The 26,396-nt window shown below is 72.5% G+C and carries 27 protein-coding genes; 7 read left to right on the top strand and 20 right to left on the bottom strand.

The features are described 5' to 3' along the window. The first annotated feature begins 32 nt into the window (after nt 1–32). Both FLX08_RS06325 and FLX08_RS06320 read left to right on the top strand, forming a co-directional pair. Complete coding sequence (locus FLX08_RS06325; RefSeq protein WP_142617245.1) at nt 33–410, top strand: cupin domain-containing protein; 378 nt, start codon at nt 33–35, stop codon at nt 408–410. Between the two features lie 127 nt (nt 411–537). Continuing rightward, nucleotides 538–954, top strand: coding sequence for a cupin domain-containing protein (locus FLX08_RS06320; RefSeq protein WP_142617244.1), 417 nt, complete (start codon nt 538–540; stop codon nt 952–954). A 121-nt stretch (nt 955–1,075) separates the two neighbouring features. Here the strand turns inward: FLX08_RS06320 and FLX08_RS06315 are convergent, their stop codons facing one another. From FLX08_RS06315 to FLX08_RS06300, 4 genes are all read right to left on the bottom strand, one after another. Next, a complete protein-coding gene (locus FLX08_RS06315) occupies nt 1,076–1,723 on the bottom strand; it encodes a response regulator (protein ID WP_142617243.1) in 648 nt (215 codons plus the stop codon). Next, complete coding sequence (locus FLX08_RS06310) at nt 1,714–2,961, bottom strand: sensor histidine kinase (RefSeq protein ID WP_142617242.1); 1,248 nt, start codon at nt 2,959–2,961, stop codon at nt 1,714–1,716. Before FLX08_RS06310 ends, FLX08_RS06315 begins: the two co-directional genes overlap by 10 nt. A 71-nt stretch (nt 2,962–3,032) precedes the next feature. Continuing rightward, nucleotides 3,033–3,710 (bottom strand): alpha/beta fold hydrolase, encoded by a 678-nt coding sequence (locus tag FLX08_RS06305; protein WP_142617241.1) that lies wholly within the window; start codon nt 3,708–3,710, stop codon nt 3,033–3,035. 8 nt (nt 3,711–3,718) lie between these two features. Next, nucleotides 3,719–5,020: a YbfB/YjiJ family MFS transporter gene (locus tag FLX08_RS06300; RefSeq protein ID WP_244312451.1), complete on the bottom strand. Its 1,302-nt coding sequence runs from the start codon at nt 5,018–5,020 to the stop codon at nt 3,719–3,721. Between the two features lie 79 nt (nt 5,021–5,099). On the opposite strand from FLX08_RS06300, the gene FLX08_RS06295 reads away from it, so the two are divergent. Beyond that, nucleotides 5,100–5,825, top strand: a complete 726-nt coding sequence (locus FLX08_RS06295) for a TetR/AcrR family transcriptional regulator (protein WP_142617240.1) — start codon at nt 5,100–5,102, stop codon at nt 5,823–5,825. 101 nt (nt 5,826–5,926) lie between these two features. Here FLX08_RS06295 and der read toward each other — a convergent pair whose 3' ends face one another. Both der and cmk read right to left on the bottom strand, forming a co-directional pair. Then, nucleotides 5,927–7,345, bottom strand: a complete 1,419-nt coding sequence (der, locus tag FLX08_RS06290; RefSeq protein WP_142617343.1) for a ribosome biogenesis GTPase Der — start codon at nt 7,343–7,345, stop codon at nt 5,927–5,929. A gap of 160 nt (nt 7,346–7,505) precedes the next feature. Further along, entirely contained in the window at nt 7,506–8,153 is a 648-nt protein-coding gene (cmk, locus tag FLX08_RS06285; RefSeq protein WP_142617342.1) for a (d)CMP kinase, read from the bottom strand. A 221-nt stretch (nt 8,154–8,374) separates the two neighbouring features. Between cmk and FLX08_RS06280 the strand changes: the two genes are divergently transcribed. Further along, nucleotides 8,375–9,514, top strand: a complete 1,140-nt coding sequence (locus FLX08_RS06280) for a MerR family transcriptional regulator (RefSeq protein ID WP_208761284.1) — start codon at nt 8,375–8,377, stop codon at nt 9,512–9,514. After that, nucleotides 9,511–11,091: an MFS transporter gene (locus tag FLX08_RS06275; RefSeq protein WP_142617238.1), complete on the top strand. Its 1,581-nt coding sequence runs from the start codon at nt 9,511–9,513 to the stop codon at nt 11,089–11,091. Before FLX08_RS06280 ends, FLX08_RS06275 begins: the two co-directional genes overlap by 4 nt. On the opposite strand, the gene FLX08_RS06270 is transcribed toward FLX08_RS06275, so the two are convergent. The 9 genes from FLX08_RS06270 to FLX08_RS06230 all read right to left on the bottom strand — a co-directional run bounded on the left by FLX08_RS06270 (nt 11,048) and on the right by FLX08_RS06230 (nt 20,681). After that, nucleotides 11,048–12,142, bottom strand: a complete 1,095-nt coding sequence (locus FLX08_RS06270) for a prephenate dehydrogenase (RefSeq protein ID WP_142617237.1) — start codon at nt 12,140–12,142, stop codon at nt 11,048–11,050. The genes FLX08_RS06275 and FLX08_RS06270 overlap by 44 nt on opposite strands. 160 nt (nt 12,143–12,302) lie before the next feature. Then, nucleotides 12,303–12,662 carry a chorismate mutase gene (gene aroH, locus FLX08_RS06265; protein WP_142617236.1) on the bottom strand — a complete coding sequence of 120 codons (360 nt, stop codon included), beginning with the start codon at nt 12,660–12,662 and terminating at the stop codon, nt 12,303–12,305. 113 nt (nt 12,663–12,775) lie between these two features. Beyond that, nucleotides 12,776–14,668 carry a pseudouridine synthase gene (locus FLX08_RS06260; protein ID WP_142617235.1) on the bottom strand — a complete coding sequence of 631 codons (1,893 nt, stop codon included), beginning with the start codon at nt 14,666–14,668 and terminating at the stop codon, nt 12,776–12,778. Beyond that, the gene (gene scpB, locus FLX08_RS06255) at nt 14,668–15,363 is read right to left on the bottom strand and encodes an SMC-Scp complex subunit ScpB (RefSeq protein ID WP_142617234.1); all 696 of its coding nucleotides are present in this window, start codon (nt 15,361–15,363) and stop codon (nt 14,668–14,670) included. The genes FLX08_RS06260 and scpB overlap by 1 nt, the downstream gene beginning before the upstream one ends. Nucleotides 15,364–15,503: 140 nt before the next feature. Then, entirely contained in the window at nt 15,504–16,379 is an 876-nt protein-coding gene (locus tag FLX08_RS06250; protein WP_142617233.1) for a segregation and condensation protein A, read from the bottom strand. 46 nt (nt 16,380–16,425) lie between these two features. Next, nucleotides 16,426–17,313, bottom strand: a complete 888-nt coding sequence (locus FLX08_RS06245; RefSeq protein WP_142617232.1) for a ParA family protein — start codon at nt 17,311–17,313, stop codon at nt 16,426–16,428. A 98-nt stretch (nt 17,314–17,411) separates the two neighbouring features. Continuing rightward, on the bottom strand, nt 17,412–18,350 hold the full coding sequence (locus FLX08_RS06240) for a site-specific tyrosine recombinase XerD (protein ID WP_244312448.1): 939 nt from the start codon (nt 18,348–18,350) through the stop codon (nt 17,412–17,414). A gap of 34 nt (nt 18,351–18,384) precedes the next feature. Beyond that, nucleotides 18,385–18,996, bottom strand: coding sequence for an NUDIX domain-containing protein (locus FLX08_RS06235; RefSeq protein WP_244312447.1), 612 nt, complete (start codon nt 18,994–18,996; stop codon nt 18,385–18,387). 14 nt (nt 18,997–19,010) lie between these two features. Next, on the bottom strand, nt 19,011–20,681 hold the full coding sequence (locus FLX08_RS06230; protein ID WP_142617229.1) for a CTP synthase: 1,671 nt from the start codon (nt 20,679–20,681) through the stop codon (nt 19,011–19,013). Nucleotides 20,682–20,837: 156 nt separating this feature from the next. Here FLX08_RS06230 and FLX08_RS06225 point away from each other — a divergent pair, with 156 nt between their 5' ends. Both FLX08_RS06225 and FLX08_RS06220 read left to right on the top strand, forming a co-directional pair. Beyond that, entirely contained in the window at nt 20,838–21,533 is a 696-nt protein-coding gene (locus FLX08_RS06225) for an acyltransferase (RefSeq protein ID WP_142617228.1), read from the top strand. A gap of 106 nt (nt 21,534–21,639) precedes the next feature. Continuing rightward, nucleotides 21,640–22,218, top strand: coding sequence for a Uma2 family endonuclease (locus tag FLX08_RS06220; protein ID WP_142617227.1), 579 nt, complete (start codon nt 21,640–21,642; stop codon nt 22,216–22,218). A 47-nt stretch (nt 22,219–22,265) separates the two neighbouring features. Here the strand turns inward: FLX08_RS06220 and FLX08_RS06215 are convergent, their stop codons facing one another. The 5 genes from FLX08_RS06215 to FLX08_RS06195 all read right to left on the bottom strand — a co-directional run bounded on the left by FLX08_RS06215 (nt 22,266) and on the right by FLX08_RS06195 (nt 26,124). Then, the gene (locus FLX08_RS06215) at nt 22,266–22,871 is read right to left on the bottom strand and encodes a DUF4126 domain-containing protein (RefSeq protein WP_142617226.1); all 606 of its coding nucleotides are present in this window, start codon (nt 22,869–22,871) and stop codon (nt 22,266–22,268) included. A gap of 171 nt (nt 22,872–23,042) precedes the next feature. Further along, entirely contained in the window at nt 23,043–23,498 is a 456-nt protein-coding gene (locus tag FLX08_RS06210; protein ID WP_142617225.1) for a hypothetical protein, read from the bottom strand. Nucleotides 23,499–23,555: 57 nt separating this feature from the next. Continuing rightward, nucleotides 23,556–24,851, bottom strand: a complete 1,296-nt coding sequence (locus tag FLX08_RS06205) for a sensor histidine kinase (RefSeq protein ID WP_142617224.1) — start codon at nt 24,849–24,851, stop codon at nt 23,556–23,558. Nucleotides 24,852–24,902: 51 nt separating this feature from the next. Further along, the gene (locus tag FLX08_RS06200; RefSeq protein WP_142617223.1) at nt 24,903–25,385 is read right to left on the bottom strand and encodes an RrF2 family transcriptional regulator; all 483 of its coding nucleotides are present in this window, start codon (nt 25,383–25,385) and stop codon (nt 24,903–24,905) included. Nucleotides 25,386–25,584: 199 nt separating this feature from the next. Next, nucleotides 25,585–26,124: a hypothetical protein gene (locus tag FLX08_RS06195; protein ID WP_142617222.1), complete on the bottom strand. Its 540-nt coding sequence runs from the start codon at nt 26,122–26,124 to the stop codon at nt 25,585–25,587. Between the last annotated feature and the right edge of the window lie 272 nt (nt 26,125–26,396).

Genomic DNA, 26,396 nt, shown 5'->3' with positions numbered 1-26,396 from the left:
CAACGACATTGTCTATCTTAGGAGACGCCCGGATGTCTGTCATCCGCCATGCCCAAAGCCGCAGATCCGAGACCCCGGCCGGGGTCATGACCACCTTCGCCTCGCCCACCCTGGGCGGCGCCACCAGGGCCTTGTGGCGCGTCGAGGCCACCCCCGCGACCAGCGGGCCCCTGCACGACTTCGACGCCGAGCAGGTGTGGACGTTCCTCGGCGGCACCGCAACCATCGAACTCGGCGGCGAGACGTTCACGGTCGCGCCCGGCGACACCGTGGTCATGCCGCCCTCGACCCCGCGGCGCGTCACAGCGGGCGCCGGCGAGGGCTTCACCGCCGTCGTCACCGCCCCCGCCGGGGCCCGGGCCATCCTCCCTGACGGCACCGTGCACGGCGTGCCGCCCTGGGTCGCCTGACCTCCGGCCATCCCCCTGTCTCGCCCCTCTCCCCCGCGGACCGCCCGGCGATCCGTCCGGCACCCCGCCCGCTCTCACCAACCGGCCCGCTCTCACCAACCCGCCCGCTCTCACCAAGGAGTCACGCATGCCCCTCATCCGTTCCGCCGACAGCCGCAGGAGCACCACTCCCAACGGCGTCATGACCACCCTCGCCTCGCCCACCCAGGGAGGCGCCACCCAGGCCGTCTGGCGGGTGGACATGCCGGCCGGAAACACCGGTCCCCACCACGCCAGTGACGGCGAGCAGGTGTGGACCTTCCTCACCGGCGGCGCGACCGTCGAGATCGACGGCCAGACCATCGCCGTGGAGGCCGGAGACACTGTCGTCATGCCCGCCGACGTGAGCCGCCGGGTGCACGCGGACGCGGAGTCAGGCTTCAGCGCGATCGTGGCCGCACCGGCCGGCTTCGAGGTATACAACCCCGGCGGGACGACCGCCGCGGACGCCTGCGACCTCGCGCCCAAGGGGACCGACCGGATGGTGCCGCCCTGGGTCCTCTGACCGGCCCGTACGCTGCGGGCACGCCGGGTCGTACGGCGAACCCACGGGCCGCCTCCGGGCGGAAACCCGGACGGCTCCGTGGGACGAGATCGGCGGCGGCCGGCGGGCCCGGCGCGCGTGGTCAGGAGCGGAGGTAGGCCAGCACCGCGAGGACGCGGCGGTGCTGGTCGCCGTCCTCGGCGTGCAGGCCGAGCTTGGTGAAGATGCCGCGGATGTGCTTTTCCACCGCGCCCTCGGTGACGACGAGGCGGCGGGCGATCGCGGGGTTCGACCTGCCCTCGGCCATCAGCGACAGGACCTCGCGCTCGCGCGGTGTCAGCGAGGCCAGCGGGTCGTCGCGGCGCCGCCGCACCATCAGCTGGGCGACGACCTGGGGATCGAAGACCGTCCCCCCGGCGGCGACCCGGCGCAGGCCGTCCATGAACTCCTCGACGTCGACCACGCGGTCCTTCAGCAGGTAGCCGACCGCACCCCGGGCGTCGGCCAGCAGGTCGTCGGCGTACGACACCTCGACGTACTGCGACAGGATCAGCACGGGCGCGCCGGGCACCTTCTCCCGCACCTCGACGGCGGCGCGCAGGCCCTCGTCGGTGAACGTCGGCGGCATCCGCACGTCGACCACCGACACGTCGGGCCGATGGGCCACGACGGCCTCGACCAGGGCGTCTCCCGTGCCCACGGTCGCGACGACCGCGCAGCCGAACTCCTCCAGCAGGCGGACGAGCCCCTCCCGGATGAGGACGGCGTCGTCGGCCACCACTACGCGCACGGAACCTCCGCCGTGATCAGTGTCGGCCCGCCCACCGGCGACCGCACCGACAGCTCGCCGTCGACGGCCCGCAGCCGGTCGGCCAGGCCGGACAGGCCGTGCCCCTTGGCGACATGTGCGCCGCCGACCCCATCATCCCCGATCGTGAGGATGAGCGCGTCGCCGATCCTGGTCAGCCCGACCGTGCAGGACGTCGCCCTGCTGTGCTTGGCCACGTTCGTGAGCGCCTCTGCGGTCACGAAATAGATGGTGTTCTCGATGAGCGCCGTATAGCGCTCGGCCGTCTGGACGTCCAGCTCCACGGGCACCGTGCAGCGGCCGGCGAGGGCGGCGAGCGCCGGGGCGAGGCCGCGGTCGGCCAGGATCGGCGGGGCGATGCCGCGCGACAGCGCCCGCAGCTCGTCCAAGGTCTCCCGGGTGGCGCTGATCGCCTTGCCGATCGTCTCGTGCGCGGCCGTGGTGTCCCTGCGCAGCTCCCGCTGGGCCCGCGACAGCTCCATGGCCAGGTGGACCAGGCGCTGCTGGGGTCCGTCGTGGATGTCGCGCTCCAGCCGGCGCAGCGCGTCCGCCTCCGCGTGGGCGGCGGCGTGGCGGCCCTCGGTGAGGTCGTCGATGCGCTCCTGCAGCTCGGCCACGCCGGTCAGCAGCGCCCGGCCCAGGGACGCCTTGATCAGCGCGCACGAACGGACGACGGGATAGAGCGTGAGCGCGAAGACCAGTCCCAGGAGCAGGTAGAAGACGCTGTCCACCACGTAGCCCCGGCCGAGCCCGAGCAGCTCGGGAAGCCCGTGGTTGTCCGGGATGTTCGACAGGATCCATCCGTACAGCGGGTAGGTCAGCCCGGTGAGCGTCACGGACCACCACACGACGGTCACGCAGAACGCCACGATCGCGACCGGGAAGGCCAGCAGCGCGTGCAGCACGTCGAGCCAGGGCTGGCCCCCGGCGAGCGGGGTGATCGTCTTCCGGAGCACCCCCGCTCCCGGCGGCGACGACGGATAGCGCGGCCGGGGCACGTCCCTGCCCAGCACCGCGCGCATGCGGAGCCGTTCGACGTCGCCCATGCCCCGGGCGATGAGGAGGGTGAGGGCGAGGACGGGCACGCCCAGCCAGATCACCAGCAGGCCGGCTCCGGCCGAAAGGCCGGTGACCGTGAGGCAGAACGTGATGATCGCGAGGGGGAGCCCGACGAGGATATAGACCGTGTCGCCGCCGAGGCGGGAGAGAAGTCGGCGCATGTCCCCCACGCTATTGACTCGCCCGCCGCTGATCGATCCGGCGGACGGCAGTCCCGGGGGTAGGGCTTTCCCTACCCCCGGGCCCCGGCCGCCCCGACAAGGATCTCCAGCAGGTCCTCCGGGGCGTCGCGCATGAGGTTGTGCCCGCCGTCCAGCGCGTACGTCGTCCACGCGGGATCCTCGCGCAGCCGCTCGTACGTGGGCGTGAAGGGGGACGCGCCCTCCCAGCCCGCCGCGTACACGTAGACCCGGCGGCCGACGCGCGCCGGGTCGCCGGTCAGCCGGAGCGGCTGGAGCAGCGAGGCGATCGGGTGAGGGGTGGCCCGGGGGTCGAAGAACGGCAGCGGCCGCGTCGCGAAGCCCGTCTCCACCACATCGGCGTACCACTGCCGTTCCCGGCCGGAGACCAGGCTCCAGCAGGAGTCGCCGTCCGCCGGCACGACCGCGTCCAGATAGACCAGACCGGCGACGCGGCCGGGCAGGCGGTCGGCGACCCCGGTGATCACCATGCCTCCGTAGCTGTGACCGACCAGCACGGCGTCACGGACGTCCTCGGCTTCCAGCACGCCGGTGACGTCCCGGATGTGCGTGTCGAGGTTGACCGCGCCGTCCAGCAGGTGGGCGCGTTCGGCGAGCCCGGTCAACGTCAGCGGCAAGGCCCGGTGCCCGAGGCGGCGCAGCCCCTCGCACAACTCTTGGAAGCACCAGCCGCCGTGGCACATGCCGGGGATCAGGACGAACGTGGTCATGGTGAACCTCACTGTCTCGTGGACGCTTCGGCGTCGCGGGTCTTCTCGGCCGGATCCGCTCCGGCCCGGCGGGAGGGGGCCGCGAACGCCGCGACCACGGCCGCGGCGGCGCACAGGATCGCGGTCCACGCCAGGGTGGCGGCGGTCGAGGTGTGGTCGGCGACGAGCCCGGCGAGCCACGGCCCCGCGGTCTGCCCGGCCGCGAAGATCGTGGTGAACGCCGCCAGGGTGGCCGTCCAGTCGGCGGACGGCGTGTTCGCCTTGATGAGCGCGGTGACGGCGGCGGGCACGCCCATGAACGTCGCCCCGTAGACGATCGCCGAGGCGAGGACGACCGGTGGCGCGGGCGCCGCCATCGCCAGCGCCGCGCCACTGCTCAGGAGGCCGAGCAGCACGGCCAGGGCCCGGGTGCCGGGCCACGCGGCGGTCGGACGGCTCCACAGCGCGGGCGCCGCTATTACGGCCAGGCCGAGCGCCGTCCAGGTGAGCACCACCTGCCCGAGCGGCGCGTGCCGGTCGGCCAGGTAGGCGGACAGGAAGGTGATGTAGGTGATGTAACCGGTGGCGAACAGCAGGTAGGCCAGCGCGATCCCCCACAGCGGCCGCACGTGGACCTGCCCGGCGGTGGCGGCCCGCGGCTCCCGCGCCTGCGCCTTCTGGCCGGCCCGCGCCTTCTGATCGGCCCGCGCCTCCTTGCCCGCCCGCGCCTTCCGGTCCGTCTCCGGCTCGTCCCCCGCACGGGCGGGGCCCCAGCTCAGCAGCGCCGCCAGCCCGGCGGCCACGCCCAGGCCGGCCCAGGCCAGGTGAAGACGGTCGCCCAGCGGCGGGATGCCGAGGCCGCCGAGCACGATGCCCAGCCCGGTGCCCGCGAAATACACGGTGATGGGCGTGCCGGAGCCCGCGCGGGCGGCGAGGCGCGACGCGATGACGCCTCCGGTGATGAACACGGCCGCGCCCGCCGCCCCGGCCCCGGCTCGCGCCGCCAGCAGCACCGGATAGGCGTCGCTCGTCGCGGTGACCGCCAGCGACAGCGCGGTGAGGACCATGCCCCACCGGAAGGTGGCCGCCGTGCCCAGACGGCGTACGACGACCGCGGTCACCAGCGCGCCGAGCAGATAGCCGAGCCCGTTGCCGGTGCTCATCGCCCCGGCTTCGGCCAGGGACCAGTGCAGCTCGTCCCGCATGGCCGGAAGGAGCAGCCCGTACGCGAAGCGCGCCAGCCCGAGGGCCGACGCCGTGCCGAGAGCCAGCAGCACCGCCTGCCGCGTCTGCCGGCGCGCCGGCGGGCCCATGACGAGGAGGTCGGGCATGAGGGCTCCCAGAGATCGAACCGATCGGTACGATCTCGGAGCGTAGCAGTGGATCGAACCGGTCGGTACCATCTGGGGTATGCCGGTTCCCAAGGGCTCCACGATCGACCCGGAGCGCACTCGTGCCGCCATCCTCAAGGCGGCCACCCCCGTGCTGTACGAACGCGGGCTCGACGGCATCGGCGTCGCCGAGCTGTGCGCCCTCATCGGGGTGTCGAAGGAGACGCTCTATCGGCACTTCGGCACGAAGGACGGGCTCGTGGAGGCCATGCTCCGGGCCCGCAGCGACCGGGTGAGCCGCTGGCTGGCCGAGGCCGTCGCGGCGGCCGGGGACGACCCGCGCGCGCAGCTCGCCGCGGTGTTCGACACGCTGGGCGAATGGTTCGAGGACCCGGTCTTCCGCGGCTGCGCCATGGTGAACGCGGCGGCCCAGCATCACGACGAGACCGTGCGCGCCGTCACCACGCGCCACCTCGGCCGCTACATCGATCTGCTGACCGGCATCGCCGAGCGCGCCGGGGCCGCCGACCCGCCCCTCCTGGGACGTCAGCTCCTCATGCTGGTCGAGGGCGCCACCGTCGTCGCCGCGCACCACGGCGCGGCCGGCACGGGCGAGCAGGCCCGCCAGGCGGCGCTCGCCCTGCTGTCGGCCGCCACACAGAGCGCCAGCGGAGAGAACCCGGGCGCCAGCGGAGAGAACCCAGGTGCCAGCCGGGACAACCCAGGCGACGACGACAGCTCAGGCGACGACGACAGCGGCGACTCAGGCAGCGACCGAGGCCGCAGCGACTCAAGCGGCGACTGAGGCTGCGGCCACGGCGACGGCCGAGGCCGCGGACCAGCCGAAGGCGTGCCGAGGCCGCAGACCGGCCGGAGGCGTGCCGAAGCCGCAGACCAGCCTGGGGGTTACTTCTTCTTGCGCTTCTCGCGGATCTTCATCGTCACTTCGATCGGCGAGCCCGCGAAGCCGAACTCCTCGCGGATGCGACGCTCCAGGAACCGGCGGTAGGTCTCCTCCAGGAACGCCGAGGTGAACAGCACGAACTTCGGCGGTTCCGTGGACGCCTGGGTGGCGAACAGGATCTTCGGCTGCCGGCCGCCGCGCACCGGCGGCGGGGTGGCCTGCAGCAGCTCGGTGAGGAACTGGTTGAGCCGGGCCGTCGGCACCCGCGTGCCCCACGACTCCAGGGCCCGCTCGATGGCGGGGGCCAGCTTCTCGACATGGCGGCCCGTCTTCGCCGAGATGTTCACCCGCAGCGCCCAGGGCGTGCGGACGAGCTGCCGGTCGATCTCCTTCTCCAGGTAGTAACGCCGGTCCTCGTCGACCAGGTCCCACTTGTTGAACGCGACCACCATCGCCCGGCCCGACTCGATGACGAGGCCGATGATCCGCAGGTCCTGCTCGGTCAGCACCTCGGAGGCGTCGATCAGCACGACCGCGACCTCCGCCCGCTCCAGCGCGGCCCGCGTGCGCATCGCCGCGTAGAAGTCGGCGCCCTTCAGCTCGCGGTCGCGCCGCCGGATGCCGGCCGTGTCGATGAACCGGTACGTCGTGCCGCCCAGCTCGACCAGCTCGTCGACGGGGTCGCGGGTGGTGCCGGCCATCGGGTCGACCAGCACCCGCTCCTCCCCGGCCAGCTTGTTGAGCAGCGACGACTTGCCCACGTTGGGCTTGCCCAGCAGCGCGACCCGGCGCGGGCCGCGCCGCTCGCCGAACGTCTGCGGCGGCGTCTCGGGCAGCGCGTCGAGCACCACGTCGAGCAGGTCTCCGCTGGCGCGCCCGTGCAAAGCGGAGACGGGGTGCGGCTCACCCAGGCCGAGCGACCACAGCCCGCTCGCCTCCAGCTCCATCTGCTGGTTGTCGACCTTGTTGGCGGCCAGCACGACCGGCTTGCCCGAGCGGCGCAGCACCGCGCCCACGGCCTCGTCGGAGTCGGTGACGCCGACGCTCGCGTCCACCACGAACAGGATCACGTCGGCCAGCTCGGCCGCGATCTGCGCCTGCTCGGCGATGCGCAGCGCCATGCCGGTCGCGTCGGGATCCCAGCCGCCGGTGTCGACCAGCGTGAACCTGCGGCCCCGCCAGGTCGCCTCGTAGGTGACCCGGTCGCGGGTCACGCCCGGCACGTCCTCCACGACCGCCTCACGGCGGCCGATGATGCGGTTGACCAGCGTCGACTTGCCGACGTTGGGACGCCCCACCACGGCGACGACCGGCAGCGGGCCCGCGTCGGGCTCCCGCTCCGTCTCCTCACCGGAAAGCTCCGCGAGCTCGGCCTCGATCCAGCCGCCCTCGTCCTCGTCGTACTCCCCCGTCACGTCCATACCCTGCCTCACCGCTGCTCTTCCCGTTCTCCACGGCCTCTCGTGAGGCCTCCCGGCGGACCGCTTCCGGGGCCGGGCTCCGTTCGTGCGCCGCACCGCGTGGCCCACCCCCCGGCGCGGCGGACGCGGCGCGGGAGGGGTCAGGCGGGGCGGGCGGGCGTCAGACCCGCTCCTTGACGAGCCGGAGCACCTCGGCGATCACCTCGTCCAGGTCCAGCGCCGTCGTGTCCAGTTCCACCGCGTCCGCGGCCTTCGCCAGCGGATCGGCCTTGCGCGTCGAGTCGAGCGCGTCGCGCCGGGCCATCGCGGCCTTCTGCGCCTCCACCGTCGTGCCGTCCAGCTCCGCCGTACGGCGCAGGGCGCGGGCCTCGGGGTCCGCGGTGAGGTAGATCTTGACGGGCGCGTCCGGCGCGACCACGGTGCCAATGTCGCGGCCCTCGACCACGATCCCGCCACCAGGCAGGGAATCGGCGATGATCTCCCGCTGCAGGGCCACCAGCCGGCGCCGCACCTCGGGGACCGCGCTGACGGCCGACACCGCGCCGGTCACCTCGGGGCCGCGGATCGGCCCGTTGACGTCGACGCCGTCCACGGTGACACCCGGCGCGTCGGGGTCGGTGCTCATCACCAGCGTGGGCTCGGCGGCCCTCGCGGCGATCTCGGCGGCGTCCTCCAGGTTCACGCCCTGCTGGAGCATCCACCAGGTGACCGCGCGATACATGGCCCCGGTGTCGAGGTATCGCAGGCCCAGCGCCCGCGCGACGCCCCGCGAGGCGCTCGACTTGCCCGACCCCGAGGGACCGTCCATGGCGACGACCAGACCGGACACCGGTTCTCCTTCTCCCCATCGAGTTGTCGCCCACGAGGCTACCGGGATACCGCCGGAAAGCGTGCATCGGCGGCGGGACAGGGCCTCCCCGCGCCGGTTGGCGCAGTGCCCGTGTAGCTTCCTCCGCGGATTGACCTTGCCCCTGGGTGAAGCCGCAGCATCGTCGGCACCGGCCACGACGGCCGGGACGAGGAGGAGTGGTGCGTGAGCTGCTGACCATCGGGACGTTCGCACGGGCCGCCCGGCTGACGCCCAAGGCGTTGCGGCTCTACGACGAGGCCGGGCTGCTGCGGCCCGCCGCGGTGGACGGCGAGTCGGGTTACCGCTACTACGACCCGGCCCAGCTGGAGCGGGCCCGCCTGATCGCCCGCTTGCGGCGGCTCGGCATGCCGCTGGCGCGCATCCGGCAGGTGTGCGACCTGCCCGCGCAGGACGCGGCCGAGGAGGTGGCCGCCTATTGGCGGCAGGTCACGGCCGAGACCCGGTCCCGGGGCCGGCTCGCCGCCTTCCTCGTCGACCACCTGTCGGGAAGGGGCAGTGCCGTGAAGGACGCCACAACCACGCTGGAGATCCGTTACGCCGCCCGGTCGGAGCCGGGGCCGGTGCGGACGAGCAACGAGGACATCGCGTACGCCGACGAGCGACTGCTGGCGGTGGCCGACGGGATGCGCGGCCAGGGCGGCGACCGCGCGAGCGCGGCGGCCGTCGACGCGCTCAGGCGCCTGCTGACCCTGCCGGTGCCCGCCGAGGACCTGCTCGGCGCGCTCGCCGACGCCGTCGGCGATGCCGAGCGGGCAATCCGGGACATCGCCGGCTCGGTGCCCTCGGGAGAGGCGGTCACCACGCTGACCGCGCTCGTATGGTCCGGGTCGCGACCGGCGCTGGTGCACATCGGCGACAGCCGGGCATACCTGTTCCGCGGCGGAGGGCTGTTCCAGATCACCCGCGACCACTCGTACGTGCAGTTGTTGATCGACGAGGGCCGGCTCACCCCGGAGGAGGCCGTCTCCCACCCGAGGCGCTCGCTTCTCGTCCGCGCGCTGACCGGCGCCGGGTCCTCCCTGCCCGACCTGTCGATGTGCGAGGCCGCCCCGGGCGACCGTTATCTGCTCTGCACGGACGGCCTGCCGGGTGTCGTGCCGGCCCGCGTGCTGCGCGAGACGCTCGGCGGCGCCGGCGGTCCGCAGCAGGTCGTCGACGAGCTGATCGACCGCGCGTACGCCGCCGGAGCCCCCGACAACGTGGCCTGCGTGGTAGCGGACGTGATGGCCGGCACCCCGGCCGGCCCGACGGCGGTGGAGGACTCCACGGCCACCGGCCAGGCCGGCGCCGCGCGATGAGCGCCACGACGGTGCGGCAGCGCCGTTCTGTCACCCGATCCTCCAGGCCGGCCTCCGTCCGAGCGTTCAGCCTCGACTGGCGGCCGCTGGCGATCCCGGCGTTCCGCCGGATGTGGGCCGCCTCGGTGATCTGTGCCGTGGGCGGATCCTTCAGCGTGGTCGCGGTGCCGACGCAACTGTTCACGGTCACCGGCTCGTCGTCGGCCGTGGGAGCCGCCGCTGGGGTGTCGTTCGCCGCGCTGGTCGTGGCGGCGGTGTGGAGCGGCGCCCGCGCCGACGTGATGGACCGGCGGACGATCCTGCTGGCCGCCCACCTCGGCCTGGCGCTGACGTACACGGCGCTGTGGCTCCACGCGGTCCTGGGCGGCCGCTCCGTCCCCGTCCTGCTGGTGGCGGTGGCCTTCCAGGGGCTGACGTACGGGACGGTGATGACGACGACGGGGGCCGTCGTGCCCCGTCTCGTCCCGGCCGAGCTGCTGCCCGCGGCCAACAGCCTCAGCTCGCTGGTCCGCTACGGCGGGTCGGTCGTGGGGCCGATGCTCGCCGGTGTGCTGGTCCCGGTCGTGGGGCTCGGCACGCTGTACCTGTTCGACGCCGTCGCGCTGCTCGCCGTGGTGTGGGCCGTCGTCATGCTGCCGCCGCTGCCGCCGCCTCCCGCGACGGGCATGGCGGGCAAGGGGGCCGTGGCGGGCAAGGGGAGCATGGCGGGCGCGGCAGGCAACGGGGACAGGGCGGGCAAGGCGGGCGCGGTGAGCGGCGGGCGGGGCACCTCCGCGGCCGCCCGGATGCTTGCCGGGTTCCGCCACCTGGCGGCCGACCGGCTGCTCGTGGCGGTGCTGGCAGTGGACCTCGCGGCCATGGTCTTCGGCATGCCGTCGGCGCTGTTCCCCGAGCTGGCCCGTGACGTCTTCGGCGGTGCGGCCGGGGGCGGCCCGGAGACGGGACTGCTCTACGCGGCCTACCCCGCCGGGGTCGTCGTGGCCGGGCTGCTGTCGGGCACGTTCACCCGTGCCCGGCGCCATGGCGCCCTCGTGGCGGGCGCCGCCGTCGCCTGGGGGATCACCGTCGTGCTCGTCGGCCTGGCCGCCGAGCTGTGGATCGCGCTGGCGGCGCTCGCGCTCGGCGGCGCTGTCAACTGCGTGCTGAGCGCCTTCCGCACCACGATCACACAGGCGCGCACCGACGACGCCGTACGCGGGCGCGTGCAGGGCGCGCTCACCATCGTGCTGAACGGGGGACCGCAGATCGCGAACCTGCTGCACGGTTTCGCCAGCGTGCACCTGCACGACTCCACCAGCGTGCCCCTGCACGACGCCGCCGCCGGCATGCTGGACGGCCCACGCCTCGTGATCTGCGTGGGCGGGCTGCTCACCGTGATCACCGTGGCGGCGATCACCTGGGCGATCCCCGAGCTGCGCCGCTACACCGCTCCCGCTCCCCCTACGGCCCCCGCTCCCGCCCCTGGGCCGGAACCCGCGCCGAGGCCGGAGACGGTGGCCGCCCGGACGTCACCGGCCCGACCGGACGACCGGGTCAGCTCGGCAGCTGCCAGCCGCGCTCGCGCAGGCCGTCGGTAAGCGTCTGCGCCGCCTCCGGCTGGACGTACAGCTCGGCCGCGCCGAGCTCCAGCCCGGTGGCGTGCTCCAGGCGGATGTCCTCGATGTTGACGCCCGTCTCCCCCGCGGCCTGCACCAGGCGGGCCAGTTCGCCGGGACGGTCGCCGATGAGCACCTGGACCACCGCGTACGTGCGCGCCGGGCCGCCGTGCTTGCCGGGGATCCTGCCGGTCCCCCGCACGCCGCGCGACAGAAGATCGGTGACCTGTCCCATGGCCACGCCGTCGCCCGCCAGCGCGCGAAGCGAACGGGCGGCGGCGCTCAGGTCGTCCACGAGCGCCTCCAGCACCTCGGCGACGGGCAGCGCGTTGCCCGCGAGGATGCCGGTCCACAGGGCGGGGTCGCTGGCGGCGATGCGGGTCACGTCGCGCACCCCCTGCCCCGACAGCCCCAGGGCCGTCTCCGACGCCTCCGCCAGCCGGGCCGCCACCGCGGCGGCCGTCACGTGCGGGGCATGCGAGACGACCGCGACGGCGCGGTCGTGCTCGGTCGCGTCCACCCGCACCGCGTTGCCGCCGCAGAGCGAGATCAGCCGCTCCACCGCGCCCACCGCCTGCGGGGACGCCTCGTCCGTCGGGCAGTACGCCCAGGGACGGCCGAGGAACAGGTCGGCGCGGGCCGCCGCCGGGCCGGACCGCTCGCGGCCCGCCAGCGGATGCCCCGCGACGTACGTCGTCAGGTCGCAGCCCAGCTGGGCGGCCTGGGTCAGCGGGAGAACCTTCACGCTCGCCACGTCGGTGTAGAAGCGGGCGCTGTCGCGCTTTTGCAGGTCGAGCAGTTGCTGCGCGACGAACTGGGGCGGCACGGCGACGACCGCGAGATCCACCCGCTGCTCGCCGGCCCAGTCCTCCCCCGCGCCCAGCTCACGCGCCAGCCGTACGGCTCCCGCGTCCCGGTCGGCCAGGAAGACCCGCACGTCCCGCTGCCGCAGCGCCAGTGCGATCGACGTGCCGATGAGGCCCGTCCCGACAACGACCACACTGCCGATCTCGGCGTCCTCGATGGGAGTCATCGTGCTCTTCCTGCCATCGCCGTCCCGGATGCGCTGTCCCGGCGACGGATGTCTCGTGGGTGGATTGTGGCGGTTCACCGGCCCCCGCCGTCCCGGCGTGGTCCCGTCGGGGCGACGTCTACCGGGCGACGCCCGATGGGCGAGGCCTAGAGGGGGACGCTCACTGCGCGATGTCCACGCGCAGCGCCACGGCACCGCGCAGGTACACGTGCTGGATCTCCTGCCGGGGCCGGTCGGTCTGCACGTGGGCCATCAGGCGCACGACACGCGGCAGCGCACCGGGCACGTTGATCTCCGTCGCGCAGATGAGGGGCACGTCGTGGAACCCGAGCTTGCGCGCGGCCAGCGCGGGGAACTCGGCGGTGAGGTCGGGGGTGCACGTGAAGATCACGCTGATGACGTCGTCGGTCGTGAGGTTGTTGCGCCCCATCACCTCGGTCACCAACTCGGTCGTCCCGGCGAGGATCGCGTCACGATCGTTGCCGTCGACCTGGATGGCTCCGCGAATCGCCCGCACCATGTCGTTCCCCTCTCGCTGGGCCGGGCCGGTCTCCTGCGGAGACGAGCCCAGCCCATCTACGTGCTTCAGCCAATTCTGCCCGGCTTGTGGCTTTCGCCCGCCGCGCGGAAAGGCTACAGGCCGACCGCCGCGTACAGCTCACCGATCTCCTGCACGGTGAGCTGGCGCACGGTCCCCGGCTTGAGCCTGCCGAGCTTCACCGGGCCGAACTCGATGCGGGCCAGGTCGATCACCCGGTGGCCGACCGCCTCCAGCATGCGCCGGACGATGTGCTTGCGGCCCTCGTGCAGCACGATCTCGACCAGCGCCTGCTGGCCGTGCTCCTGCACCACCCGGAACTCGTCGGCCTTCGCCAGGCCGTCCTCCAGGTCCACGCCCTTGCGCAGCACCCTGTGCAGGTCGCGCGGGATGGGGCCGGGCACCTTCGCCCAGTATTTCTTCTGCACGCCGTAGCTCGGGTGGGTCAGCCGATGGGCGAGCTCGCCGTCGTTGGTCAGCAGCAGCAGTCCCTCGGTCTCGGTGTCGAGACGCCCCACGTGGAACAGCCGCGGCCCGAGGTCCTGCACGTAGTCGTTCAGGCACGGCCGGCCCTCCGGGTCGTCCATCGTGCTCACCACGCCGATCGGCTTGTTGAGCGCGTAGTAGACGGTCTCCGAGGACGTCGGGATGCGCTTGCCGTCGACCCGGATGACCTGCTTGGCGGGATCGACACGGGCGCCGAAGCGGCGCACGGTCTGGCCGTCCACCGTCACCCGGCCGTCGCCGATCATCTCCTCGCAGGCCCGCCTGCTGGCCACCCCGGCCTGGGCGAGGACCTTCTGCAGCCGCTCGCCGCCCGGCACCTCCGTGGTGTCGCGCTCGTCGGTGTAGTTCTCGTCGTAGAAGTCCGGGTCGCGCAGCGGCTGCCGGGACGTCTTGAACGGGTTGGCCACCGGGCCCGTCACGCCGGGCCGGCCGGCGCCCGAGGGGCGGCCGGCGCGGGAGGGTGCCCCGCGCTCCGCGCCCCGCGAGCCGGACCGCCCGCGCGGGCCGCCCAGGCGGCCGATCGTCTGCACCTCGTCGCTTCGCGCCCGGCCGCCGCCGCGCGCCGCACGCAGCCCGCCGCCGCTGCGCCCACCGCGGTCGTCCCGTCGGGCGTCACGTCGGTCACCGTGGTCCCGGCGGTCACGGTCGTCGCGACGGTCGTCCCTGTCGTTCCGGCTCCAGCCGCGATCACCGCGGGCGTCGAACCGGTCGCCACGGCTCTCATAACGGTCACCGCGGCCCTCATAACGGTCGCCACGAGCCTCGTGCCGGTCGCCGCGGCCGCCGTTCCTGTCTCCTCGCTCGGCGAAGGACGGGCGGCCGGCGCCCCTGACGGCCTCGCGGTCGCGGCCGCCCTCGGACTTGCCGTACCGGCCGCGCGAACCCGTGCCCTCGCTGCGGAACGCGGGCCGCTCGCTGGGCGAACCGCCCCGGGAGCCGCGCTCACGGTCGTCGCGGCCGAAGCCCCGGCCGTCGCGGTCGCCGCGGCCGAAACCACGCTCACGGTCGAACCCGCGCTCACGATTGAACCCGCGGCCGCGGCCGGAGGCGTCGTCGCGGGTGAAGCCGCGCTCGCGTCCGCCGTCACGGTCACGCCCGCCGTCACGGTCGCGGTCGCCGAAGCGGCCGCCCTCGGGCTTGCCGTACCGGCCGCGCGAGCCGCCCCGCTCCGCCCGGAATGTGCCCCGGTCGTCGTCGCGGCGGCCCGTGCCACGGGGCCGGTCGTCGTATCGGTCGCCGCGGGCGTCCGGCCGGCGCTCGCCGTACCGGTCGCCACGCGCGTCGTCGTCCCGGGAACGCCTGGAGTCGAACCCATACCCGGACCGGGAACCAGGAACGCGGGAGCCTCCGCGCCGGTCGCCCTGGGGACGGAAGCCGCCGCCGGACCCGCTGCGGGATCCACGCGGGCTCGCGCCCTGCCGACCGGTGTTCCGGCTCCGACCGCGTCCCTCACCGGACGGGGTGCCACGCCTGTTGTCCACTACTTCTGCTCCTCAAGAATTTCCACGTCGTCCGGGAGGAACGGGGCGAGCTCGGGAAGCTCCTCGAGGCTTCGCAGCCCCAGTCTCTCCAGGAAGTAACTCGTCGTCCGGTAGAGCACTGCCTGGCTCTCCGGGTCGGTTCCGGCCTCTTCCACGAGGCCGCGTGCGACCAGCGTCCGCATGACGCCGTCGCTGCTCACGCCGCGCACCGCCGCCACCTTGGCCCGGCTTACGGGCTGCCGATAGGCGACCACGGCGAGGGTCTCCAGCGCGGCCTGCGTCAGCCGCGCCTGCTGGCCGTCCCTGACGAACCTCTCCACCAGGGCGGCACACTCCGCCCGCGTGTAGAAGCGCCAGCCTCCGGCCACCTCTCGAAGGTCGAAACCCCGTCCGGCGGCCGTGTATTCCTTCGACAGGGCGCGCAGGGCGGCCGTGATCTCGGCGGTGGGCCGTTCCAGCACCTGCGCGAGGGTGACCTCGGCGACCGGCTCGTCCACGACCATCAAGATCGCCTCCAGCGCCGCGGTGAGCGCGGGCCCCTCCGCCGGCGGCTCCGCATCCGGCTCCCGGGCTGCGGAGGCCGGATCAGGCGATCCCGGCCCGGAGGACGCGAGCCCGCCGTCGTCCCGCGCGGTCACGTCGCCGGCGGAGCCGGAGAGATCGTCGCCGGAGCCGGGGGTGTCGCTCGCTTCCATCGCTCCTCGCTCGTCGTGCGGGTCACATCTCCGCCGCGCCGTCCGTCGGCGCCCGCAGTCCGGGCCCCTCAGTCCGGGCCCTGGGCCCGGAGTCCGCCGGTCCGGCGTTCTCGGTCAGGTGCGGCCCGGGTGGGCCGGCCTCACTCGTCCTGCGCGTCCGCCGTCTCGACGGGCCGTTCCTCACGCCTGCTGTCGTCGTAGTCGTCGCCGACCGTGACGTCGCCCTCCGCGCTTCCCGTCCAGGTGACGTACAGGTCGCCGAGCGGTTCGACCTGCTCGAAGGAGACCGCGGCCTCCCTGAACAGCTCAAGGACGGCCAGGAAGCGGGCGACGACCTCGAACGTCCCCGAGCAGTCGGCGGTCAGCGCCCGGAAGGTCGCCCGGTTGAGCCGCCTCAGCCGCTCGACAAGGATAGCGGCTTGCTCCCGTACGCTGGCGAGCGGTTGGTAGATGTGCGCGACCGACACCGACGGCGGCGCCTTCGGCGTGAAGGCCCTCGCCGCGATCTTCGCGAGCTGCTCGGGCCCGATGCCGAGCACGAGCTCCGGCAGCAGGTCGGCGAACCGCTTCTCCATCGGCACCGCGCGCGGGAAGCGCAGCGCCTCCTCGGCCATCCGCCCGGCGAAGATCTTCGCGACCTCCTTGTACGCCCGATACTGCAGCAGCCGGGCGAACAACAGGTCGCGGGCCTCCAGCAGGGCGAGGTCCTCCTCGTCTTCGACCTCGCCGGTGGGCAGCAGCCGGGCCGCCTTGAGGTCGAGCAGGGTCGCCGCGACGAGCAGGAAATGGCTTGTCTGGTCGAGGTCCCACTCCGGGCCCCGCGACCGGATGTACGCGATGAACTCGTCGGTGACCTTGTGCAGGGACACCTCGGTGATGTCCAGCTTGTGCTTGGAGATCAGCCCGAGCAGCAGGTCGAACGGACCCTCGAAGACGTCCAGGTGCACCTGGAAGCCGCTCGGGGCGCTCTCCTCGCTGCCCTGGTCGGTCTCCGGGCCGGTGGTCACACCTGCCATTGTCCCCTACCGGCCCGTTGTCCCCTACCGGCGCGGCCCGGCGGGATCACACGCGGGCGGGCCACCTGGCCAGCAGCTCGCGGGCCAGCTCCCGATAGGCGGTGGCGCCCATCGAGCCGGGGTCGAACTGGGTGATCGGCTCCCCCGCCAGCGTGGCGTCGGGGAAGCGCACCGTGCGGTTGATGACCGTGTGGAACACCTTGTCGCCGAAGCCCTGCATGATCGTCTGCAGCACCTCGCGGGCGTGCAGCGTCCTCGGGTCGTACATCGTGGCGAGCAGGCCGTCGATCTCCAGGCTCTTGTTGAGCCGCTCCTGGACCTTGCCGATCGACTCCATCAGCAGCGCCACGCCGCGTAGCGCGAAGAACTCGCACTCCAGCGGGATCATCACGCTGTGCGCGCAGGTCAGCGCGTTGACCGTCAGCAGACCGAGGGACGGCTGGCAGTCGATCAGGCAGATGTCGTAGTGCGGCAGCAGGGGCTCGAGCGCCCGCTGGAGCGCGTACTCCCTGGCCACCTCGTTGACGAGCCGGATCTCCGCGCCGGACAGGAAGATGTTGCTCGGCAGGAGCTGCATGCCGTCGACGGTGGTGTCGAGCAGCACGTCCTCGACCGTGACGTCGGGCTCCTCCATGATGAGGTCGTAGACCGTCGCCTCAAGCGGCCGGGGGTCTATTCCCAGGCCGACCGACAGCGCGCCCTGCGGATCGAAGTCGACGAGCAGCACCCGCTGACCGACCTCGGCGAGCGCGGCGCCCAGGTTGATCGTGGTCGTCGTCTTGCCGACGCCGCCCTTCTGGTTCACCATCGCGACGATGCGTGCGGGCCCGTGCGACTCCGGCGGGGTCGGCTCGGGGAACACCGGACGGGGACGGCCGGTAGGCCCGATCGCGCCGGGAGCCCCCACCCACGTCCCCTCTGTGGTCGCAGTCACCTGTTGGTCCTCCCTAACGGCCCTCGAACCTGATCGAATCTAAAGGGTAGGCACGTGGTCGGCAAGGCGGCGCGCCATAGGCCACCGAGATGGGTTTTCTAGTGCAACGCACGGGGATGCGCCGCCGCGTAGACCTCCCGGAGCTTGTCGACCGTCACCAGGGTGTACACCTGCGTGGTGGTCACCGAGGCGTGACCGAGCAACTCCTGCACAACCCTAACGTCGGCGCCACCGTCCAGGAGGTGGGTTGCGAACGAATGGCGCAACATGTGCGGCGATACGCCGGAAAGTCCGGCTCGTTCCGCCGCCGCCTGCAGCACCTCCCAGGCGCCCTGCCGCGTGAGCCGCCCGCCCCGCGCGTTGAGGAACAGCGCGGGCGTCCCCCGGCCGTGCGCCGCCAGCCGGGGCCTGGCCCTGACCAGGTACGCGTCGAGCGCCTTGCGGGCGAAGCGGCCGAGCGGCACGATCCTGGTGCGCCCGCCCTTGCCGCGCAGCCGCACCTGGTCCTGATCCCCGTCCTGGCCGGGCTCCTCGTCGCGGGCCGGCCCCGTGGGCACGTCGTCCACCGCCAGCCCGACGGCCTCGGAGATTCGGGCGCCCGTGCCGTACAGGACCTCCAGCAGCGCGCGGTTGCGCAGGGCCAGCGGCGAGTCCTCCGGGCCGCAGGCGGCGATGAGGCGCTCGACCTCCGCGACGGTGATCGCCTTCGGGAGCCGCCGGAGCTGCCGCGGCGGGCGCACCTCGTGGGCGGGGTCGTGGCCGGCCACGCCCTCGCGCAGGGCGAAGCGGTGCAGCCCGCGTACGGCCGACACGGCGCGGGCCGCCGAGCTGGCGACCAGCGCCGGGTGGTCCTCGTCGCCCTCCCGCAGCGCGGCGAGGAAGGCGACCACGTCCGACTCGGCGACCTGCGCGAACGTCTCGAGCCCGCGCGACCGGAGATGTTCGACATATCGGCGCAGGTCGCGCCGATAGGAGGCGAGCGTGTTGGCAGACAGCCCCCGCTCCACCGCCAGGTGGGCGAGGTAGCTGGACAGCACCGCCTCGGGCTCGCTCAGGACGTCTCCTACGGGATCATGCCTCCGGCGCGTCGGCGGGGCGAAGGCCCTTGAATCCGTCGGCGGAAGCAGCGTACGCGGCGAGGATACCGGCGACCGCAGGAGAATTGTGGATCATTCCGCTCAGGGCCTTGTCGACCGCCGCGCCCAGCGGAATCCAGACCGCCGGCATGTCGGTCTCCTCGTGGTGACGTACGTACGTGTTCTCCTCGTCGGGGATCGGCTCCACGTCGCGGGCCAGGAAGACCCGGATCCGCTCGTCCGTCATGCCCGGCGAGGTGCGCAGGTCGACCAGGGTGTGCCACGTACGCGCCCGGTAGGCGGCCTCCTCGGCGAGCTCGCGCGCCGCGCACTCGACCAGCGGCTCGCCGGGCACGTCGCGGATGCCGGCCGGCAGTTCCCACAGCAGGCGCCGCACCGGATGCCGATATTGGCGGATCAGCAGCACGCGGTCCTCGGCGTCGAGGGCGAGCACCGCGACCGAGCCGGGGTGGACGACGTAGTCGCGGTCGGCGGTCACCCCGCCCGGCATCTCCACCGTGTCGGTGCGCACGCTGATGATCCGCCCGGTGAAGTGCTCGACGGAGGCGACGACGTTCCAGGACTCCTCGACGTCTTCGACGTTCACCGTGTTGTCCGCCGTCACTTGGCCCGCCCCGCCTTCGCGACGTTCTCGCGCCGGCCCGCGTACTCCAGGGCGGCCCCGACGAGCCCCTTGAACAGGGGGTGCGACCGGGTCGGGCGGGAGCGGAACTCCGGGTGGGCCTGCGTGCCGATGAAGAACGGGTGCTGGTCGGTGGCGAGCTCGGCGTACTCGACGAGGCGGCCGTCGGGCGACAGGCCGGAGAACACCATGCCGACCTTCTCCAGCCGCTCCCGGTAGGAGTTGTTCACCTCGTAGCGGTGCCGGTGGCGCTCCTCCACCTTGGCCTTGCCGTACAGGCGGCGGGCCAGCGAGCCGTCCACGAGCTTGGCCGGGTAGAGGCCGAGCCGCATGGTGCCGCCCATGTCGCGATCACCGGCGACGACGTCCTTCTGGTCGGCCATGGTCGAGATGACCGGGTTGATCGTCTCCGGGTCGAACTCGGTGCTGTCGGCGTCCTCGATCCCGGCCAGGTTGCGGGCCGCGTCGATGACCATGCACTGCATGCCGAGGCAGATGCCGAGCAGGGGGACGCGCTGCTCGCGGGCATGCCGTACGGCGCCGACCTTGCCCTCGATGCCGCGCACGCCGAAGCCGCCGGGGACCAGCACGCCGTCGACGCCGTCCAGCTCGCGGGCCGCGCCCTCGGGGGTCTCGCAGTCGTCGCTCTTGACCCAGCGGATGTTGACGCGCGCGTCGTTGGCGAAGCCGCCCGCGCGCAGCGCCTCGGTGACCGACAGGTACGCGTCGGGCAGGTCGATGTACTTGCCGACCAGCGCGATCGTGACCTCCTTGGCGGGCCGGTGGACCCGCCGCAGGAGCTGGTCCCACTCGGTCCACTCCACGTCGCGGAACGGCAGGCCGAGCCGGCGCACCACGTATGCGTCGAGTCCCTCGGCGTGCAGGACCTTCGGGATGTCGTAGATCGAGGCGGCGTCGACGGCGGAGACCACGGCGTCCTCGTCCACGTCGCACATCAGGCTGATCTTGCGCTTGAGCGAGGTGGTGATCGGCCGGTCCGAGCGGCAGACGATCGCGTCGGGCTGGATGCCGATGCTGCGCAGCGCGGCGACCGAGTGCTGCGTGGGCTTGGTCTTCAGCTCCCCGCTCGGGCCGATGTACGGCAGCAGGGAGACGTGCAGGAAGAAGACGTTGTCGCGGCCGACCTCGTGGCGGACCTGCCGGACGGCCTCCAGGAACGGCAGCGACTCGATGTCGCCGACCGTGCCGCCGACCTCGGTGATGACCACGTCGACGTCCGGGCCCGCCATGCTGCGGATGCGGTCCTTGATCTCGTTGGTGATGTGCGGGATGACCTGGACGGTGTCGCCCAGATACTCGCCGCGGCGCTCCTTCGCGATGACGTTCGAGTAGACCTGGCCGGTGGTGACGTTGGCCGAGCCGTGCAGCTCGGTGTCGAGGAAGCGCTCGTAGTGGCCGATGTCGAGATCCGTCTCGGCCCCGTCGTCGGTGACGAACACCTCGCCGTGCTGGAAGGGGTTCATCGTGCCGGGGTCGACGTTCAGGTAGGGGTCGAGCTTCTGCATGGTGACGCGGAGGCCGCGAAGCTTGAGGAGACGACCGAGGCTGGAGGCCGTGAGTCCCTTGCCGAGACTGGAGGCGACGCCGCCGGTGACGAACAGATGCTTGGTTTGTGCGGCGCTGCGCAAGAAGAGCTCCCGTGGTCGATGTCGATCCGGCCGTCCGGATTGGACGCCGCGATGCCCACGGGCTCTCAGAATATCAAACGTCGGGCAAGATTGGGCTTGCCACGTGCACTAACCCTCCATAGCGGACAGGCCGACCCCACGGTAACTTGTCGCGTTATGTCGTTCGTGAAGCGCGCCGTCGGCCGTCTGGTCCATCGGGGATGGACCTACGTGCGGGAGGCCGCGGCGATCAGCCCGGCCGCCCCGGGCGGCTACCGGTTCCGCAGCATGGGCGAGGGAGTGTGCCTGTCCTTCCCCCAGGGCGCGATCTTCGGCGAGCAGTGGATCGAGATCGGCCCGCACACGCTCGTCGGAGAGCGGGTGTCGATCTCGGCGGGCATGGGCCCGGGCGTGGATCTCGGGCCCGGCTCGATCGTGCGGATCGGCCGGGGCTGCTCGATCGGCAGGGGCAGCCACATCGTGGGCCACCAATCGATCGACATCGGCGACGACGTCTTCACCGGCCCCTACGTCTACATCACCGACCAGAACCACGTGTACGACGACCCCGAGACGCCCATCGGACGGCAGTGGCCGCGCAACAAGCCCGTCTCCATCGGCTCGGGATCGTGGATCGGGACCGGGGCGATCATCCTGCCGGGAACACGCATCGGCCGCCAGTCGGTGGTCGCGGGCGGCGCCGTGGTGCGCGGGGAGTTCCCCGACCACTCGGTCATCGCCGGCGTCCCCGCGAAGATCGTACGGCGGCACTCCCCCGACCTCGGCTGGCACAGCCCCTCGGCCGCCCGCCTCACCTCTCCCCTGCCCGCCGATCCCCGCACCCGGTCCGAGCACGAGTCGCGTACGGCGTAGCCGAACGCCGGCGCTCGCCCGCCTCCCTAGAACGAGTCGCCCACGACTACTGATCGTGGCAGGATTGTCATGTCGAGTAATCGATGAAGGGATAGGAGGACACGGGATGACCACGGCTCTCCCCGACTGGTTCTATCCCGGTCCGCCGGGCGGCTGGACGGCCGACATGCTCGACCATCTTCCCCCTGACGCCCCCGCACACATCGAGCTGATCGATGGGTCCCTCGTCATGAGGTCTCCCCAGACGGCGTTCCATATGTTCGTCCTGAGGCTCTTGGAGAGAGAGCTCTCGCCTCCTCCGGGCCTGTGCGTCGTGCGCGAGATGAGCGTCACCCTGGGTCTGCGGCAGCGGCCGGAACCCGACCTCATGATCGTCGATCGCAGCGCGCTGCCCGACCTTAAGACGACGTCTTTCAAGCCGCAGAACGTCCATCTCGTCGTCGAGGTGGTGTCGCCCGAATCGGCGGACAGGGACAGAGTGACGAAGCCGATCCAGTATTCCAATGCCGGCATCAAGTACCTCTGGCGGATCGAGCCTGAGGACGAGCAGGCGGTCGCGTACACGTTCGAGCTGGAGCCGAGCGTCAAGGCGTACGTGCCGACCGGGATCCACCGCAAGCGCCTCGCGACCTACGCCGGCTTCGACGTGGACATCGACCTCGACCTGAGCCCGTTCATCGGCTGACGTGAGCTGAACAGCGCCGTCCGCGAGAGAGGGCCGTCATCCCCCGGTCAGCCGGGCGGCGCGGCGGCGCGGGCGCGGCGGGCGGTCCGATAGCGCCGCACCCTGCGGACGAGCCGCCAGGCCACGAACGCCAGCACGGCCAGCGCCGCCACCACCAGGACCGGCAGGAAGATCGCGATCAGGCTCATGCCGAGCGAGCCCACGTCCTCGGCCGCGCTGACGACCGGCGCGCCCACGCCTACCGTGGTGGCGTTCACCACCGGCCGCGTCGAAGCCTTGATCAGGTGCACCACCAATGCGACGGCGATGCCCAGCAGCCAGCCGACCGCCGGGTGCTCCGCCATCCACGCCGAATCGTCGATCTCCGCCGCGGCCGCCGTGGCGCTGAAGACCACCCCGCCCGACGCGGGCCGCACCGCCGTCTGGATCATGTCGTTGACGTGGTCGACCACGGGCACCTTGTCGAGGACGAACTCGGCGACCAGGAGCACGGCGATGATCGCGAGAACCCAGGTGTCGGACAGCCAGGCGTACTCGGCCGGCAGCCGCACGGCGTCGGTGACCCGCGCGAGCACGCCGACGAGCAGCAACGGGATGTACGCGTTGAGCCCGGCCGCGGTCGACAGTCCGAGCCCGGTGAGCGCCGCGAACATCAGCCACCTCCTCCGGCCGGCGGGACGATCCCGCCTTCCCCGTCAACGGACGGCCCCGGCGCCGTGTCCCCGATTGCTCCCGCGAATCGGGCCTGCGACACCGGCGCGTGTGAGCGGGCACGGCCGCGCGCCGGTGTGGCCGCCTCGCCCCCCTGACGCCGGGAGACGCCGTCAGCCTGGCGCCGCGGCGAGTTCGTCGATCGCCATGGCGACGTCCTCCGCGCGGGCGCCGCGCTTCACCAGCGCGCCCAGGCGCTGGGCCTGCTCAGTCATGGGAAGGAAACCGGCCAGCATGGCGGGCAGGAGCAGGCGCCTGCCGAGCATCTTGGGGGCGGGGATGCCCTCGGGACGCCGCACCACCGAGACGTTCACCCGGATCGCGTGCTCGTTCCCCGGTGGCACCCCGGGACGGTCGGTCTCCCTGGCGACATAGCGCATGCCGTGTGCCACGTCGCAGCGCGGGCACCCCGCCCGGCGGCCCAGCGGGCCGCTGCACTGGTCGCAGATGAGACGGTCGAACACGGCATCGACCAGCCCCGCACATCGCGGGCAATCGGGGGCACCGCCGTACTCCCAGCAGCCGCAGGACGGGCACCGCCGCAGCGGGTCGCCCACCGCAGCTCGCATGATCACCTTCCTCGGGGGACGCTCCCGCATGTCCACGGCACGACCGGTCCGCTTCGCTCATGGGCGGGTTCCGGTGGACGGCGGGCGCTCGAACCAGGTGTTCCTCCGAGGCTTGGCGGCGGTCTGCCCGGGCTCGGCGGCCGGGTCCGCCGAGGCTCCCGCCGTCCCCGCCAATGGCAGCGTCAGCACGAAACGGGCGCCTACCGGCGAGTCCTCGATCTGCAATGTGCCGTTGTGGGCGCGGGCGATGTCACGGGAGATGGCGAGGCCGAGACCGCTGCCTCCGGAGTCCAGGCGACGCCCCTCGTCCAGGCGAACGAAAAGTTCGAAGACACGCTCGCGATCCGCCGGGGGGACGCCCGCCCCGTCGTCGGTGATCGCCACGACAGCCTGGTCGCCGACGGAGTCGACCGTCACCGTGACAGCGCTGACCGCATGCCGCTGCGCGTTGCTCAGGAGGTTGCCGATCACGCGGGCCAGCCGGATCCGCGAGCCGCAGACGCGCACATCGCCGTCCGCCAGAACGCACACCGGCATCGTGGGGGCCAGGGCCGACACCTCCTCCGTCACCAGCGTGCCGAGCTCTATCAACTCCGGCTCCGCCGCGGCCGCGCCGTGCAGCCGGGTCAGCAGCAACAGATCGTCGACGATCGCCTCAAGCCGGCCGGTGGCCCGCAAGGCTCCCTGGATGGTGTCGCGCGGGTCGACGTCGTCGGGATAAAGGAGAGCCTCCTCCAAATGCGCCCGCAGACCGGCGATCGGCGTCCTGAGCTCATGGGAGGTCGTGGAGGCGAACTGGCGTTCCCGCTCGACCGAGCGCAGGGTCCGCCCCATCGCCCACCATGTCATCGAGGCCACCGCAACCAGGATCAGGACGCCGCCCGCGGCGATGGCGTACTCCAGATTGTGCGTGGCCAGAAGGGACGGCTGGGCCGTGCCGGCGTAGACGACCGGCGAGTCCGGCGCGGGGGTGACCCGATTGGCCATGAGCATGATGCACCGGCCCTGCGCGGAACACTCCGTGCGCTTCTGGAGACGATCGTCCGCTGGAGGCCGCAGCGTGCTGAGCGGCCGCATGCCCGCGGCCTGCATGCTGGAGTCGACGACTTCTCCGCGGGCGTTCACGAACTGGACGAGGGTGATGTCGCTGGTGGTGGGGATCGGACGCGGCACGGCGCCGTTGCGCGCCGCCGCGCTCCATCGCGCGGCGACCTGCTCGGCCGAGAAGAAGACTTCGCTCTGCACTCTGTAGCGGATCGCCAGGTCGAGGCCGACGCCTCCCACGACCAGAGCGAGCAGCAGGAGCCCTGCCGCGGCGATCGTGGAGCGGGCTTTTATGGAATGCGGGTTCACATCCGGTTACCCCCCTCCCTGGTTCCGGCGATGGTCATCGTCGCGGGACGATCAGTTCTGCTCATACCAGCGCCGGATCACCTCGCCCGCCTGCGGCGCACGCCGGTTCGCCGCGGCCTGCACGTCGGCCAGGGTCTGCGCGGCCAGCATCCGCCGCCACGCCATCTCGGCCTTGCGCATCGCGGTCGAGACCGCGCACGGGACGCGGAACTGCGCCTCCGGCCTCGCCGCGCCGGCCCCGCGGCGCCGGATCTCCGTGCACTGGAACGCCTCGGCAGGCCCTTCGATCGCCGTCACGACGTCCATGACCGAGATCTCCTCCAGGGGCCGCGCCAGCCGGAACCCGCCCCTCGCCCCCGGAGTGGACGTCATGATCCCCGCCTTGGCCAGCGCCTGAAGCTGCTTGTTGAGATATGCGGGTGGCAGCTCGAACCCCGCGGCGAGCTTCGCCGTCGAAACCGGCACCTCGTTGCCGAGCCATGCCAGCGTCAGGCAACAGTGCATCGCCCACTCGACGCCTTCGCTCATCCGCATACCTGGATACTACACATCCAGGATTCTGATCGGCATACATTTTGCCTGGTCAGAAGTGGTGCAGCCACCCGTTCGCGGGACCGTGCGCGGGCCGATCGGGCTCGTGGAGCGGGCCCTCGCAAGGCGTCCCGGCCGACGATGCGGCCAGAAATCCCGGTTCCGGCCGGCCCTTGGAGCCGGGGTGTGGGTGCCGGTCGTCCTACCGGCTGGCGGGCTCCAGAACCAGCACGGCGGTGTCACCCGCCACCTGCGCGAGCCGCAGGGCGACGTCGCCGATGCGGCCCGGCCTGCTCGTGGTGATCGTCACCGCTCCCCTGACCCTGCAGTTGTCGTTGTCGCAGGTCCGGCTGATGGTGATGTCCAGGCCGTCGACGACCGTGGAGGTGCCGGTGAAGGAGACCCTGGCGGCGTTTCCCCGCAGGCCCACGACGGTGATCTGGTCCACGCCCAGGCTCGGGTCGATCGGAATGCGGTCTCCCTCGCGCACCCGCACCTCGCAGTCGCCGTCCCGGCACCCGGCGAGGTCGCTCGGCGTCGCCGACGGGCTGGGCGCCGTCGACGGTGCGGGCGTCGCGGAGGCGCTTGGCGACAGCGGAGCGAACGCGACCGGCCGATGCATCGGCACCGCGGCGTACGATCGCGCCGGAAATTCGCCGCAACCGGCGAGGAGAGCGGTCACCGACCCGGCGGTGAGCACGAGGCAGGCGTAGGAGCTGAACGCGAAAGTCGTCGAACGCATTTGTTTTCCCCGATATGCCACAAACGGATTCGCCCGGCGGGAGCCGCTCGAACAAGCCGCCCCCACGACGCGTGAACGTTCATCCACGCGCCGACGAATGCCTTCCCGGCATCAGACCAGGTCAATCGCGTCCGGCGTTGCACCCGCTCATTTCCACATCCACGGCGACGTTTCCCCGGAGTAAGAACACCAGAAACGCGGCCCGGTTTCCATACTTCGCCCATCAGTGGTTTTAGCGCATCATTTGTCAGAATTCGCCGAATTGGAAAAAT

This window comes from Microbispora hainanensis (assembly GCF_006874475.1).
Classification (GTDB): Bacteria; Actinomycetota; Actinomycetes; order Streptosporangiales; family Streptosporangiaceae; genus Microbispora; species Microbispora hainanensis.
Note: the sequence above shows the minus strand (reverse complement) of the source record. Positions and strands in the feature narration are given on the sequence as shown.